11 protein-coding genes are annotated in these 15,667 nt (G+C 31.0%); 2 read left to right on the forward strand and 9 right to left on the reverse strand.

From position 1 onward, the window contains the following. The 4 genes from KAR67_RS08180 to KAR67_RS08195 form a co-directional block, all read right to left on the reverse strand. Positions 1-532 (reverse strand): cache domain-containing protein (locus KAR67_RS08180; protein ID WP_171831870.1); only part of this gene is annotated, 532 nt, incomplete at its 3' end. After that, positions 529-876, reverse strand: a complete 348-nt coding sequence (locus KAR67_RS08185) for a hypothetical protein (RefSeq protein ID WP_002777910.1) — start codon at positions 874-876, stop codon at positions 529-531. The genes KAR67_RS08180 and KAR67_RS08185, both read right to left, overlap by 4 nt. 169 nt (positions 877-1,045) lie before the next feature. Then, entirely contained in the window at positions 1,046-3,562 is a 2,517-nt protein-coding gene (locus KAR67_RS08190) for a molybdopterin guanine dinucleotide-containing S/N-oxide reductase (protein ID WP_002836733.1), read from the reverse strand. Between the two features lie 11 nt (positions 3,563-3,573). Beyond that, a complete protein-coding gene (locus KAR67_RS08195; RefSeq protein ID WP_002794818.1) occupies positions 3,574-4,146 on the reverse strand; it encodes a cytochrome c3 family protein in 573 nt (190 codons plus the stop codon). Positions 4,147-4,488: 342 nt separating this feature from the next. Here KAR67_RS08195 and KAR67_RS08200 point away from each other — a divergent pair, with 342 nt between their 5' ends. After that, a complete protein-coding gene (locus KAR67_RS08200; RefSeq protein ID WP_002794814.1) occupies positions 4,489-5,301 on the forward strand; it encodes a type II CAAX endopeptidase family protein in 813 nt (270 codons plus the stop codon). A 3-nt stretch (positions 5,302-5,304) separates the two neighbouring features. Here the strand turns inward: KAR67_RS08200 and purF are convergent, their stop codons facing one another. The 5 genes from purF to KAR67_RS08225 form a co-directional block, all read right to left on the reverse strand. Next, positions 5,305-6,642, reverse strand: coding sequence for an amidophosphoribosyltransferase (purF, locus tag KAR67_RS08205; protein WP_002795813.1), 1,338 nt, complete (start codon positions 6,640-6,642; stop codon positions 5,305-5,307). Position 6,643: 1 nt separating this feature from the next. After that, positions 6,644-7,372, reverse strand: a complete 729-nt coding sequence (dapB, locus tag KAR67_RS08210) for a 4-hydroxy-tetrahydrodipicolinate reductase (protein ID WP_002785406.1) — start codon at positions 7,370-7,372, stop codon at positions 6,644-6,646. Between the two features lie 69 nt (positions 7,373-7,441). Then, a complete protein-coding gene (locus KAR67_RS08215) occupies positions 7,442-8,623 on the reverse strand; it encodes a replication-associated recombination protein A (protein WP_002781850.1) in 1,182 nt (393 codons plus the stop codon). Further along, entirely contained in the window at positions 8,623-9,771 is a 1,149-nt protein-coding gene (locus KAR67_RS08220; RefSeq protein WP_002787562.1) for a hypothetical protein, read from the reverse strand. Before KAR67_RS08220 ends, KAR67_RS08215 begins: the two co-directional genes overlap by 1 nt. Before the next feature lie 102 nt (positions 9,772-9,873). Further along, positions 9,874-10,227: a hypothetical protein gene (locus KAR67_RS08225; RefSeq protein WP_002777931.1), complete on the reverse strand. Its 354-nt coding sequence runs from the start codon at positions 10,225-10,227 to the stop codon at positions 9,874-9,876. A 183-nt stretch (positions 10,228-10,410) separates the two neighbouring features. Here KAR67_RS08225 and KAR67_RS08230 point away from each other — a divergent pair, with 183 nt between their 5' ends. Then, on the forward strand, positions 10,411-15,663 hold the full coding sequence (locus tag KAR67_RS08230; protein WP_002790232.1) for an MG2 domain-containing protein: 5,253 nt from the start codon (positions 10,411-10,413) through the stop codon (positions 15,661-15,663). The last annotated feature ends 4 nt before the right edge of the window (positions 15,664-15,667 follow it).

Here is a 15,667-nt window from a genome sequence, read left to right on the forward strand (position 1 = left end):
CTTTAGCATCTTGTTCTAAACCTTGTTTAGTAGCAAGGATGTTTTCGTTGATAGCTTTAGAGATTTGACCAAATTCATCATTGGTTTTTACATCAATAGTAGAAACATTTTTAGTTTTATGGTTGATGAAGTTGAAGAAAGAGGTGATATTTGCATCTATTCCTTGAACTCCAACAATAAGATTTCTATAGAATATAAAAATAAATGGTATAATGATTAATATAAAGATTATAGAAAATAATACAGTCTTGAAAAAGCTTTTGGAAAAAAATGATAATAATTCTTCCAAACTTCTATCGATATAAGGTTCTAAAGTGTCTTTGTACACACCAGTGGAAATCCATAAATCATCTGCGTTAGGTATTAAATAGCTATATGCTGTTTTTTCTGCAATTGTATTTTCTCCATTGGGTTGAGGTTTTGTAAAGTGAAAGGTAACAAACCCTCCTTTATCTAATGCTCTTTGGTATAATTCTCGAACATAAAAGATTCCATTTTCATCTTTTGCATTATGTAAATCTGTGCCAATCAAGTCTTTTCTAACAGGATGGGCTTTGACGGTTGTTTTTTGATAGACAAAAAAGTATCCGCTTTAATCCTCTTCAAATCTAAAATTTTCAATTGCGGTAGCGATATTTTTATTTTTTCTTTTTCATCATCAACATCTTTGATTAAATCCCCTAAAGCAATAGCCATTGATTTGGTTAAAAGTTCAACTTTAATGTCTATTTCCTTGTTGATTAAATTTTTTGTTGTTTGGGCAATTTTTTGACTTCCTTTTAGATTGTTGTAATAAAAAATTGCAAAAGTTGCCAACATTGAAATAAAACAGATGGCTCCCAACATAAGCATTTTTTTACGAATTGATAATTGCATAAACACTCCTGAACTGATTTTTGAGCGCATATTTTGCCTATAAAGGTTTTAATTCATATTAAATTTGAAACAATTGTCATTTTGATTTAGATGTTTTAATTTTTTGGATTAGATTGCTTTTATGTGTTTTTAAGCTAAAGAAAGTCCTAAGACTTTCTTTAAGATAGAGTTAAATAGCACCTTTTGGAGCGCTAAAAGCATTAAGAGCTGGAAGTGTGCCTGTAAATTTTTCTATATTTACAAGTCCTGTATGCGCTATATTACCATTTGCAAGTTTTGAGCTTGGAATATCTATGGTTAAGACATTTGCATTTCCACATTTGCAAAGCCCATTTTCGTCAGGATCATACCAAGCGCCTTCACATAGTCTTACTACGCCTTGCATGATATCATCACTTATAATTACACCTGCTAAGACCTCTCCGCGTTTATTAAAGACTCTTACAACATCACCATTTTTAACACCAAGTTTTTTTGCATCTTTGGTATTTATCAAAATCGGCTCTCTATCTTTTATCGCATAAGTATCTCTTAAACTTGTGTGGCAAAGCTGAGAATGCAAGCGATCTTTTGGATGGTTCGTGAGTAGATGAAAAGGTGCTTCTTTGGTAGCATTTCCAAGCCATTCAATCGGTTCAAACCAAGTAGGATGCGCTTTGCAATCATCATAATTGTAATTTTTGATTGTTTGAGAGTAAATTTCAATCAAGCCTGATTCTGTGCCTAAAGCATTAAGGATTGGATCTTCTATAAATTCTGAAAAACGTGTCCATTCTAAGCTTTCTGCAGTGGCTTCAAAAGTAATAGGTTCGTTTTTTGCCCAAAATTCTTCAAAATTTGGCATAGGAGTAGCAAAAGCCTCACCAAAGCTTTGAGTTTGTTTTAAGGCACTATCATAATATTCTTTGATGAAGTCTTTTGCTTTTTTGCCCTTTTCTGTATAAGCATTGTATACATTTTGACCATAAACTTTGCAAATATCAGCAAAAATTATATAATCATCTTTGCTTTCACCCACCGGTTCAACGGCTTGTTTCATTGGCACTATATGCATATTAGAATAATCCCCACTCATAGTAATGTCATCTCTTTCATAAGATGAAGTTGCAGGCATTACAATATCTGCCATTTTCGCTGTTGGAGTCCAATAAATTTCATTAACTACTACAGTACGAGGTTTTCGCCATGCTTTTACATTGGTATTGGTATCTTGATGATGCACGAGCGGATTTCCACCTACCCAGTAGATAAAATCAATATCAGGATAAGTAATTTTGCTACCATTGTGATCTATGGTTTTGCCAGGGTTAAGTAAAGCATCTGCTATTCTTGCTACAGGGAAAGAATAACTTGCAGCATTTTGAAGCCATTCTGCGCCACCGCTTGCTTGGTTTGATTTAGCCAAACCTTGAAATTTGCCATTTTTCCAAATTCCTAAGCTTCCAGCATTGATTCCGCCGATTACCCCACCTTTGCAAGTTGGCACACCTCCATTGCTATAATGGTAACTAAGCCCAAAACCACCTCCTTTGGTACCGATTTGTCCTATCATAGAAGCTAAAGTTACAAGCATCCAGTGTGGTTGCTCGCCATAATGAGCTCTTTGCATACCCCAACCACTCATAATCATAGTAGGATTATCGTAGAAAATTTCAGCTAAATTCTTAATCATCTTTTCATCGATACCACAAATTTTGCTTGCCCATTTAACATCTTTTTTGATACCGTCTTCTTTTCCATCAAGATAATCTTTAAATTTATCAAAGCCAGTAGTATAATTTTCTAAAAATTCATAATTAACTTTATTTTGAGCAATCAAATGACTTGCCATACCCATCATCAAAGCTACATCGGTATTTGGGCGTGGTGCTACCCATTTTGCATTTAAAAATTGAGCTGTATCGGTTTTTACAGGATCAATGCAAATAACTTTTATTTTCTTTTCTTTAAGTTTTTCAAAATAAGCCAAACCTCTTTGTTCTGATGCAGTCCAAGCAATGCGTAAAGTAGAAATCGGGTCAGCGCCCCAAATAACGACATATTTAGAATGCTCTAAAATATTTTCCCATGAGGTTTGCTGTTCATAAACTTCAATGGAACCAACCACATAAGGCATAATAATCTGAGAAGCCCCTGTAGAATAGTCTCCAGTAGCGCCAACAAAACCACCTGTAACATTTAAAAATCTATGTAATAATATTCTAGCATTTTGCATATTACCACTTGATTTCCAACCATAACTTCCACCAAAAATAGCACTTGTACCCTTAGCTTCTCTTGTTTTTTTGAGTTCTTTTGCGATAAGTTTTATAGCTTCATCATAACTTACACGAACAAATTCATCTTTTCCACGAAGTTCAGGTTTAGGATTGTCAGGGTTTTCAAGATAGGATTTGCGTACATAAGGATATTTTACGCGAGATTTATAAACCATATCTGCGGTGTAATGCTGCAAAGGATTATCCATCTTAGTGATTTTTTCCCAAGGTTCACTTTTAATGATTTTACCATCTTTTATGGTAAGCTTTAAAATTCCCCAATGAGCTGCCGTGATGACTTCACCGTTTTTTACAAGTCCAAGACTTACTTTTGTAGCTTCTGCACTTTTTCCTGCACCTAAAGTCGGAATAAGGGGTAAAGTACTTAATGCTGCACCAATTTTTAAAAATCTTCTTCTATCTAACATAGCCTTTCCTTTTATTTTGCTTTAAAATCTTTTGCGTTTTTTTGTAAATATTGTATTACTAGCCACCTATCTTTTTTATCAATCCCTGTTCTATCTGTCATAGAGCGAAAAACAGCAGGCCAAGCATTAGCGGTAAATTCTTTTTCAGGATGTAAGGCATGGCAAATTCCGCAATTTTCAGCAAAAAGATTTTTTGCACGACTTAACATTTCTTTATTGTCTTTAGCAAAATCTTTTTTATCTGCCCAAATTTCAAGGCTCACCTTATCCCATTTACCATTTTTTCCCGCACTTGTTTGTGAGAAATTGAGTTTTGTATTTTTAGAAAAAGCAGCAACAATGATTCTTTGGGAATCGTTAAAATAAATCACAGAAGGAGCTTTGGGATTTACATATCCATCAACTTTTATTAAAACCCTATCTTTATCACTTTTTAAAATTTCAAAAGCATTTGTAGGTAAAAGCCTTCCTGTAACTTTAGTATCATCTTTGTTAAGATAAAGCGATACAACTTCATCTGTATAGGCTATTTCTTTAGCCCATAAACATGTCGCCAAGACAAAAAAAGAAATGAAAATTTTCATTGTCAATCCTTGATAATAATTATAATAGTATTATTTTATTATTTAAATAATTAATTATTCATTAATAAGATATTTTTTATTCTATATGTAAATATTTAATATTTCTATATTATTCCTTATGATTTCAAACTCATAGGGCTGATATTTTATCATCAATGAAATTTAAATGTATTTTAAAAATTAAATTGTTTATTTATGATAAATTCATATTTTTTATGATTGAAACAAGCTTTGCTTGGGTTTTTTTAATCACTTATATGAGTGATTTTTATAGATATTTAATTTTTTAAGTGATACTATTTTTGCGAAATTTGATGAAATTAAAAAAAAGAGAAATAAAATATGATCTTAACTTTTATCTTATTAGCCTTAGCTTTGGCCTTGCTCTCATTTAAAAAAATAAAATTATCTTTTGTAGTATTGGTAATCAGTGGATTTTTGGCTTATTATCATAATATCATAGAAATAAGTTTTATTGTTTTTGTGGGTGTATTTTTTTTATTGTCCTTGTATTATAAAAATAATAAAAATGTATTTTTAGAGCTTTTGATAGTGGCATTTTGCTTGCTTTTATTTTTGCATTTTATTCCAGGTGTTAATAATGTAAAAATTCTAGATAAAGTTCATGCAAGTGAGTATAGTAGCGCTTTTACTTTGTATTTTAGTTTTGATAAGCCTTTGGGTGTTTTTTTACTCTTTTTGCTTATGCCAAGTTTGTTTGAGAATTTAAATAGAATAAAACCAAAATTATTTCAAGCAGCGTTATTGTTTGCAAGTCCTTTTTTGCTTTTATCTATCCCTTGGTATTTGGGTGTAATTAAAATGGAAATAGGCTTTCCTTCTTGGATAGTGTATTTTTTATTTTCTAATTTATTTTTGGTTGCTTTGGTTGAAGAAGCATTTTTTAGGGGTTATTTACAACAAAGATTACAAGGTTTGATAGGGGGTGTAGGAGCGCTTTTAGTCGCAAGTTTGGCATTTGGAGCGGCGCATTATAAAGCAGGTAGTTTGATGATAATCTTTGCTTCTTTGGCAGGTTTGATTTATGGAATGGCTTGGAGATATAGTAAGAGTTTGTGGCTTAGTGTATTTTTTCATTATGGTTTAAATTTAACACATTTGTTTTTCTTTACTTATCCCTCTTATGTAAAATAGAGATTATTTGATAAAATAATCTCCATCAAAGCTAATTAAAGAATATTTTCTCTCATCCCCTATGCTTTGAGTTAATTCTTCGATACTTAAAAAGCTAAGTGAATCTGCTTCCACATATTCGCGTACTTCTTCTAAATTTTTATTAGCGCTAATGAGTTCTTCAAAGGTTGGAGTATCGATCCCATAAGTATCTGGAAATTTAATTTCAGGGCAAGCTATGGCCAAGTGAATTTTACTTGCACCTGCGGCACGAAGTAGGGAAATGATTTTTTTAGAAGTTGTCCCACGCACTAAACTATCATCTACTACGACAATTTCTTTATCTTTTAGAACTTTATGCATAGGATTTAATTTTAATTTAACTTTTAAATTTCTAAGCTCTTGAGTAGGTTCGATAAAGGTTCTACCTACATAATGGTTTCTAACTATAGCCATTTCAAGTGGAATTTTTAAATATTGTGAAAAGCCTATGGCAGCACTTACGCCACTATCTGGAACAGGCACTACAAAATCAGCACTATGAGTAAATTTCTTTGCCAAAGCTTCGCCCATTTTTTTGCGTATCTCATACACGCTTTTTCCTTCTATAATGCTATCAGGTCTAGCAAAATAAATATATTCAAAAGCACAAATTCTAGGCTCTTGTTTAAAAAGTTCTATGCTTTCAAATTTATCATTTCCTTGAGTGAAAATAATCATTTCTCCAGGTTTAACATCGCGTATAAATTCTGCTTCTATAAGATCAAAAGCGCAAGTTTCGCTTGCTACGATATAGCCTCCATTTTTTAAGCGCCCTAAAGATAAAGGACGCACCCCATAAGGATCTCTTACAACATAGAGCTTGTCTTTACTTGCTAAAACAAAACAATAAGCCCCTATGCATTCTTGCAAACTTTCGATAAATCTATCTTTTAAGCTTTCTTTTTTACTTCTTGCTATGAGATGAACGACATTTTCAGTATCCATATTGGTTTGAAAGATAGCTCCATCTTCGATGAGTTTTGATCTTACTTTTTCTTTGTTGACTAAATTTCCATTGTGTGCTAAAGCAATATCCCCTAAGACTGAAGTCGCAGCTACGGGTTGGGCATCATTTAAGCTTGAATTTCCCGCGGTAGAATAGCGATTGTGTCCTATGGCGATTTCACCTTCTAGGGTTTTTAGATTCTCAGGGTTAAAAATTTGATTTACTTCGCCTTTGGCTTTGATAGTTTTGATAGTTTTACCATTGCTTACACTAATCCCGCTTGCTTCTTGTCCTCGGTGTTGCATGGCAAAAAGAGCATAGTAAGCATAAGTACTTGCATTTTTTGAATTTATAACTCCTACTACTGCACACATTTTAAATTCCTAAAAAATCATTAATTGAGTACATTTTTGGCTTTTGTGCATTAAGCCAAATAGCGATTTTAATCGCTCCTTTAGCAAAAGTTGCTCTTGAAGTTGCGGTATGGTTTAATTCTAAAAATTCACCCTCTTCATAAAAGCCCACAGTGTGGCGTCCTACAATATCTCCACCTCTTAGACTCATCACGGCAATTTCATCTTTGCTTCTTTCGCCTATGATACCATCTCTTCCGCTGATTCTTACTTTTTCAAGATCTAAATTTCTAGCTTTTGCTACACCTTGTGCTAAAGTCATAGCAGTACCACTTGGAGCGTCTTTTTTGTGACGATGGTGCATTTCTAAAATTTCTATATCAAAATTTCTTAACATTTGGCTTGCTTTGCTAGCCAGATGGTTTAAAACTGCAACCCCTAAAGACATATTAGTCGCATAAAAAACAGGCATTACTTCGCTTGCATTTTGCATTAAATGCAGGGTTTTTTCATCCAGCCCTGTTGTGCCAATTACTAAAGGTTTTGGCATTGTTCTTGCGTAATTTAAGAGTTCGTGAGTGCCATTTTGAGATGAGAAGTCGATGATAACATCACTTTTTTCAAAAAATTCTTCTAAATTATCACCCTTATCAAAAAGTGCAGCTGCTTTTGCTTTAGTTTCACTTTTTAAACATTCTTCGATCTGTTTGCCCATGCGCCCTTTAGCGCCATAAATTCCTATGTTTATCATTGTGTCTTATTTTTTCCTTAAAGATAAAATTGCATTTTAACATTTATTTTGTAAATTTTTTATAAGAAATCAGGACTTGATGTTTTTTAATTTGCTTAAATTTTCAAGCAATCTCGCTTCTTCTCCTATGCCCTTGCTTTCATAGAATTTTAAATTTGCACTCAGGTAGTTTTGCTTCACCCATCCGCCAAAATTGTGCGGATAAAGGTAATTTTTCTTTTCAGGATGATTATTGTTTAAATAATTGGGGATTTCAAGTGCAGGATTGTTTTTTACATAATCTAAGGCCTTGTTTATAGCATTATAGCTTGAATTTGATTTTGGAGCACTTGCTAGATAGACAGCGCATTGAGAAAGTATAATTCTTGCTTCAGGATAGCCGATATTTTTTACTGCGGTAAGAGTAGAAACGGCTAAATTTAAAGCATTAGGATCGGCATTGGATATATCTTCACTTGCAAAGATAATCAAACGCCTAGCGATAAAATCAGCACTTTCTCCTGCATCAATTAAACGAGCAAGATAATAAATAGCAGCATCCACATCGCTTCCGCGCAAACTTTTAATAAGAGCACTTGCTAAAATATAATGAGTATCTTTTGAGCTTACACCCTCGCTATTTACTCCGTTGCGAAGTTTTTTTAAATTTTCTAAAGTGATTTCTTTTTCATTTAAAACCAAAGCAAATTCAAGTAAATTTAACATTGCTCTAGCATCGAAGCTTTTTAGTAAAAATTCTTTAGCATTATCTTCTATTTTAAATGCTATTTTTTGTTGTACTCGCTCTAATAAAAGTTCTAAATCTTTTTGCCCAAGATTTTTAAATTCAAAAAGCATAGAGCGACTTCTAATGCCTGAACTTAAAACAAAATAAGGATTTTCAGTACTTGCACCTATAACAATGCAGCGATAATTTTCCATAGGAATTAAAAGCATTTCTTGTTGAGTTTTACTCAAGCGATGAATTTCATCGATAAAAATAAGAGGTTTATAAAGGCTGTTTTTGTAATTTTCTATGATTTTTCTTAAATCCTCAAGTTTGAAATTTCCACCATCAAATTCATAAAAATCAAGCCCAAAATCCTTAGCTACAACTCTAGCAAAGGTTGTTTTTCCACATCCTGCAGGTCCAAAAAATAAACTATGGGGAAGTTTTTGCATACTGATAAATTTTTTAAATACTTCTACAAGTTCTTGTTGGCCTAGAATTTCATCTAGGGTTTTGGGACGAAAATTTAAAGCTAAACTCATCAGTTTAAATTTATATCCGTAAATTCATTGCCATTGATTTTAAGCTGAGTTTTAGTATCACTATCATAATGAAGATCCATGATAAACATACCCTCTTCATTTTTTATAAAGTATTGATTTAAACCTCCAAAAAATTGCCCCCAAGTAAAGATTTCATCGGGCGATTTTAAACTAGAAATTTGAATATGAGCTTTATGACTTTGCATTGATAAAAAGATATTTCCTTTGATGTTTATATCTTGATTATCTTTTTTTAAAGTGATATTTTGTATTTGTAAGTTTAATTCTTCATTGGAAGGTTTAAAAATCAATTTATCATCAGAAATATCAGGTTTTTTTTGACTATAAATGAGATCAAAATTGATTTGATCAAAATCAATACTTTGATAAATTTGAGAAGTTAAATCTATATTTAGATTATTTGCTTTGCCTTGAGAATGCATTTTCAAGGTTTGATTATCATCATCAAAATAAATGATATTTTTATTATAAAATGAAGAGATTGTATGATTATTGATTTCGCAAAAATCAAATTTAAACTCTTCTACACTTTCGTTAAATTGTATTAAATTAGAAAACGATATAGGTTTTTCAAATTTTTGTTGATGGTCTAGGTTTTTTAGATAGAATTTTGCATAAAATTGAGAAAAATCAACTTGACCTATTTTTGAATAAATAGCTTTAATTTTTAAATCTTCTTTATCCAGTAAAATTTCAGTTAAAACATTTTCCCATAATGCATTTCCACCTTCATTGCTTAAATTGATATCTTGAAATTGAATTGATACATTAAGATCATTTTGAATAGATTGTATCTTAAACCAAGCTAATTCTTTATTTTGTAATTTATCATCTAAGAGTTTGAAGGGATTGCTAAGTTTTCCTTGTGCTATAAATTTTGAAAAATAATTATTGTTAAATTTAAAATCAAGCTTTGAAATTAAACCTAAATTATACTTGTCTTCTATGGTAAAATCAGCCTTTGAATTTAAAAAACCTTTATGGAAATTGATATTTTTTATCTCATAATAGGGATTTTGTGTTTGAGTAAGATTATAAAAAAAACTTTCATTAATATGTCCCATATAAAAAATTTGCGCAATGAAGCAAAGAAAGATAATAATAGGAATTATAAGTAGTTTTTTCAATCTTTTTTCCTTAAACAAATTTAAGTACTATTTTACAAATTCCTTGCTAAAAAAAGTTTAAATTTTGAAGAAATTAAATTTGCTTACTAAAAAGTAAGCAAATTAATAAGCTTTTTTGTAACACTCTATATCAATTTCTCTTGCCACAGGAATCGCAGGTGCTTGAGTAGGATTAGATGAATATCCAGGATAGTAAAGTTTTACTTCAAGAAAATCTCCTACTTTTAAATCTTTGAATTTTCCGTGTTTATCCATTCCAAAAATCCCACAATTATCCATATCAATTTCAGTATTTGGCAATATCCTTACAGCCATTTGCCCGCCATAGATTGAATCTATAAGTAAAGTTTTATTATTATCATAAACCTCTGCTATAGTACCTTGAAGTTTTACACTATCTGCAAGAAGCATAGAGCCTGTTAAAAGTGCTGATGCGATTAAAATACCTTTTTTCATTTTGTCTCCTTTTTTAAAAGTGATGACATTATAAAATTTTTAAGTGAAGTGAGTGTGAAATTGGATAAAATATAATTTTTTAGATATTTGATTTGAGTTTTTAAAAAATATCAATGAATTTTTAATTAAAAGTAAGTAGAATATCTTAAATAATGTCGAGCTTAATTTTTCAAAGGAATATTAATGTTAAAAAATATATTGATTAGTTTGATTTTATCTTTTTTATTGATCGCGTGTGGCGGTGAGAAAAATAAGAATTCAAGCGAGTTAATTCGTGCACAATCTCAAGGACTTCTAAAAAATCATGAAGCAATTTTTGTTGAATTTAAAGAAGCTATTGTTGATTTTGATGAAATGAGTATTGATGCAAAAATCAATTCTAAAAATTCAAAAATTCTACTTACAAAGGCATCAGACTCTAGATTTTTACTAGATTTAACTTATTTAGAGGCTAATCAAAATTATAAAATAGAATTTATTTATAAAAATATTCCTATTGTTTTAGAATTTCAAACAGGGTGGATAGAAAATTTTACTTATAAAGCTCAATTAGAGCAAGATGAAGAAAAAGCTTATTTGCATTTAAATTATAGCTTTGGAAGCACTTATAATTGGCAATTTGAAGATAAAACACAAGAAGGTTTAAAAATCACTTTAGATGGCAAAGACTTAGCCTTTAGCTTGGGTGAATTTAGTCTTGATACTGATGATATTAAGCTTTTAGATAGACCTCAAGAACTTGTTTTAACTTATGATGAAAAAATCATGGGTTTTAAAGAAGCCAAAGTGCTTCAATTTCAAATTCCTAGCAAATCAAAAAATAATGATTTTAGACTCATTAGTGCAGAAGAAAAAGATCAAATTGCTACTTTAAAATTTTCTAAAGAACTAGCTGAAAATCAAGCCTTTCAAGATTTTATCCAAATATCACCCGAGCTTAATTTTAGGGCGTGGAGTATAGGAAAAGAGTTAAAAATTTCAGCTAATTTTGAGCCAGGAGAAAAGTATAAAGTTAAAATCGCAAAAGGTTTAAAATCAAATCAAGGCTTAATCAATCAAGGTGAAGAAGCAAATATCATCCTACAAAAAGACCTAGATCCAAGTCTTGTTTTTGCAAATGATGGGGTATTTTTGCCTAGTGGGGCAGAATATCAAGTTTATATCAAATCGCGCAATGTTAAAAAGATTCATTTAAAAGTAAGTCAAATTTTTGCAAACAATATAAGTGAGTATTTGCGTTATAAAAATTTGGTGGGTAAAAAAGATGATAGCACTCAAGAAGCGTTTTATTCTTCAGATGGTTTTAATTATGTTGCTAAAAATGTCATTGATAAAAAAATAGAGCTTAAAAATCAAAAAAATACTTGGATAAATACTGCTTTAGACTTAAGTGATTTAAAAGGTAAAACTGGAATTTTTTCAGTGAGTTTAAGTGTTGATGCTAACGATCTTGATTATAAGGGTGAAAATGTATATCGTATTATAAATAAAGCTAGTGTCAGTAAAAATCTTATTTTTTCTAATATCGCTTTAAGTGCTCAAAACCTAAATAAGCAGCTCGTAGTTCACGCAAGAGACTTTAGTAAAAATGAGGCCTTAGAAAATGTAAAAATAGAGCTTGTAAGTAAGCAAAACCAAATTTTGCAAAGCCAAAATACCAATTCTAATGGAGATGTGAAATTTCAAATTCAAGAAGATGATGAAATACTCTATATTTTAGCAAGCAAAGAGAATCAAATCAGTGTTTTAAGATTTAGCAATCCTCTATCCACAGATGGTTACGATGTAGAAGGGGATCAAAATCATGAGATGATAAAGGCGTTTATTTACACAGATCGTGGGGTTTATAGAGCGGGTGATAGTGTGCATTTAAGTGTGGTTGCAAGAGAAAATACAAATCCGCTCAAACACCCTATAAGTTTTACTTTAATTAATCCTAAAAATCAAAAAGTCATAGAAAATCAAATTTTAAAAAGTCAAAATGATATTTACTATACGCAAATTCATTTAGATAAAAATGCCATTAATGGACTTTATAGGGCAATTTTTAATATTGCTGGGGTGGAATTTAGCAAAGATATTTTAGTTCAAAGTGTGGTGCCAAATCGCATTAAGGTAGAATTAAATGCTGATGAAAATAGAAGTTTAGATGATGGGAATTTAAACTATGAGCTTTCTTCAAAATATCTTTTTGGAGCCTTAGCTTCAAATTTAAAATATCAAAGTTTTGTATATTTTTCTCCAAAGAATTATCATAATTCTAAATATAAAGATTATATTTTTATTAATCCAAGTTCATTGATTATCAGAGCAAGTGCTGATGATAAGGGAAATTTAGATGAAAAGGGCAGGGTGCAATCAAGTGTTGAAATTCCTGAAAATATTTTAAATTCTCAAGGTTACAATTTTAATGCAAGGATTGTTTCAGAAGTCTTTGAAAAGGGTGGCAGATCTGTAAAAGCTGTTAGGGATGTAAATTTAAATCGTTATGATTATTTTGTGGGAATGAAAGCTTTGACAAATTCTTATGTATCTGAGGGAGAAACGATCGATTTTTATGCCATTGTAAGTGATTTAAAAGAAAATTTAGTTTCAGGCAAAACTTTAGAGTATAGAATTTATCAAAATGATTATTATTGGTGGTGGGATTATGATTCTTATGATGAATTTTTGCGCTCTATTAAGCAAGATCACAATACCAAACTTATTGAAAAAGGGGAGCTTACTAGCTCTAGCGAGCCTATGAAATTTAGCTTTAACACAAGCAATTATTATGGACAAATGTTTATTGAGCTTATAGATAAAGAAAGTGGAATAAGCGCAGGGCAAAGTTTTTATGTAAGCTCTTGGGGAGAGCCAAGCTATGCTGATGTGGTGAGTTCTTTAAAAATTAAAAGTGATAAAAACAAATATAAAATAGGACAAAGTGCAAAAATAGAATTTGAAAGTGTTGCAGGAGCTAAAGCACTCATAACTTTAAGTTCTAATTCCAAGATTATTGATCGTTTTGTGATGGATACTCAAGGTGAAAGCACGAGTATAGAATTGGCGATGAAAAAAGAATATGCACCAAATATCTATGTAAGCGTGAGTTTATTTCAAGATTATAATAAAATTGATAATGATCGTGCCCTAAGGCTTTTTGGTATAATTCCTTTGTATGTAGAAGATGAAAATACAAAGCTTAATTTAGAATTAAAAACTCCTGATAAAATTTTACCTAATAGTGATTTTGAGATAGAAATTCAAAGCAAAGATAAAAGAGCTTTTAATTATACTGTGGCTATTGTAGATGAAGGACTTCTTGATTTAACAGATTTTAAAACCCCTGATATTTGGGAGGGCTTTTACGCAAAAACAGGATTTACTTTAAAAACTTATGATACTTATAGTCAAATTATCCCTAAATTTACCGGAGGCGATAGTGTTTCAAAGATAGGGAATTTGAGAGCAGATAAAAATCGTGATGATAGCGCACAGCGTTTTAAACCTGTAGTGCTTTTTAATGCTCCTGCAAGAAGCGATGAAGCAGGCTTTGCAAAACTTAAATTTAAAATGCCTTCTTATATGGGTTTGGTTCGTGTGATGGTTGTGGCCAATGAAAATGACGCTTATGGTAGCATTTCTAAGGATATGCAAGTAAGTGCACCTCTTGTGTTGCTTGAAACTCTGCCAAGGACTTTAAAAATAGGCGATAATTTCACGCTTTTAACTCAAATTTTTAAAACAGAAAATCGTATTAAAAATGCAACCTTGAGCGTAAGAAGTAAAAATTCTCTTATAAAAATAAGTCCAGATACTCAAGCTATAGATTTTAAAAATGCTACTAATTTAGAAGTGATGATGGATGCAAATGTAAGTGATAATAGGATTGGTAAAGAGCTTTTAGAATTTGAATTAAAAAGTGAAAATTATACTTATAAAAATGAAATTGAAATCGATATCAAACCTATCAATGCTTATACATATGAAAATAATACTAGTTTGATTAAAGCAGGAGAAAGTAAAGAATTTATTATAAAAGATTATATTTTAGGGACTACAAATGCAACTTTAAAGCTTTCGCCTACACCTATTTTAGATATGGATAAAAGAATTAAGTATTTGTTAAATTATCCTTATGGCTGTATAGAACAAACTACCTCAGCAGTTTTGCCACAACTTTTTTTAGATAAATTTAGCACGGAATTTGACAAGCAAAAAGCGATTAATAATATCAATGCAGCCATCGAGCGTTATGCCAATTTTCAAACCGCTGATGGAGGATTTGCTTATTGGCAAGGAGGAGATGAAAGCAATGCTTGGGGAAGTAATTATGCGGGAATGTTTTTGATTTTAGCTAAGCAAAATGGGTATTTTGTGCCTGATTCCATGTATGAAAGATGGTTAAAATATGAGCAAAATTTTGTTCAAAAAAGTATATATCATGATTATATGATGGATATAAAAGCAAATTCATTATATCTTTTGGCTATGGCAAAAAAACCTAATATCAGCGAGATGAATTTGCTTTATGATAGTTTAAATACACTAAGCACTGAAGCTAAGTGGCAATTGGCTGCAGCATATAAACTTGCAGGTGTTGAAGATACTGCAAAACAGATTGCAAGCAAGATTTCTATAGAGCCTGATTCTAAATATTCTTCTTATACTTATGGTTCTTTAATAAGAGATGAGGCTATTATCGCAAATGCTTATAAACAAATTTATGGCACTAATAATGAAGAATTACTTCAAAAAATCAGCTATACCTTACTTTCAAAGGATTATTTATCCACACAAAGTACAGGCTATGCTTTATATGCTTTAGCCATGGGTGCAAATTTAGAAAATATGAATGAAAATTTTATGGATGCGACTTTAAAAATAGGTGATCAAGTACATACTATCGATCAAAACCAAATGCAAATTTTTTCTTTCAATAATGAAAAAGCTATTATAAATGCGAATAAAGACATATTTGTAAGTTTTGGAGTAGAGGGGGTAAAAGCGGGTGAAAATTCAGCTTTTAGCAATAAAATCAGTTTAGATCGTGCTTTTTATGATGAAAAGGGTAATAAAATCAGTCCTAGCGAGATTGGTTCTGGACAAACCTTTTATATGAGAATTTCAGCGAGCTTAAATGAGGGTGCAAATTATGTTTCTAATATCGCTTTAACACAAATTTTACCAAGCGGTTGGGAAGTGAGCAATACGCTTTTAGATGATAACACTCCAAGTTTTATTAAAAATTCAAGCTATGATTTTATTGATGTTAGGGATGATAAAATCATGTGGTTTTTTAGTTTAAATAAAAATCGCACGCATCATTTTTATATAAAACTTAATGCCATAACTCCAGGAAGTTATACTTTAAGTGGTGCTTATGTAGAAGCGATGTATGATGATACTTATAGAGCTTTAAGTGAAAGTGAAAAAGTAGTTGTGAAACGCTAAATAA

The sequence above is a fragment of the Campylobacter sp. JH32 genome (genome assembly GCF_017846535.1).
In the GTDB taxonomy this organism is placed as follows: domain Bacteria; phylum Campylobacterota; class Campylobacteria; order Campylobacterales; family Campylobacteraceae; genus Campylobacter_D; species Campylobacter_D coli.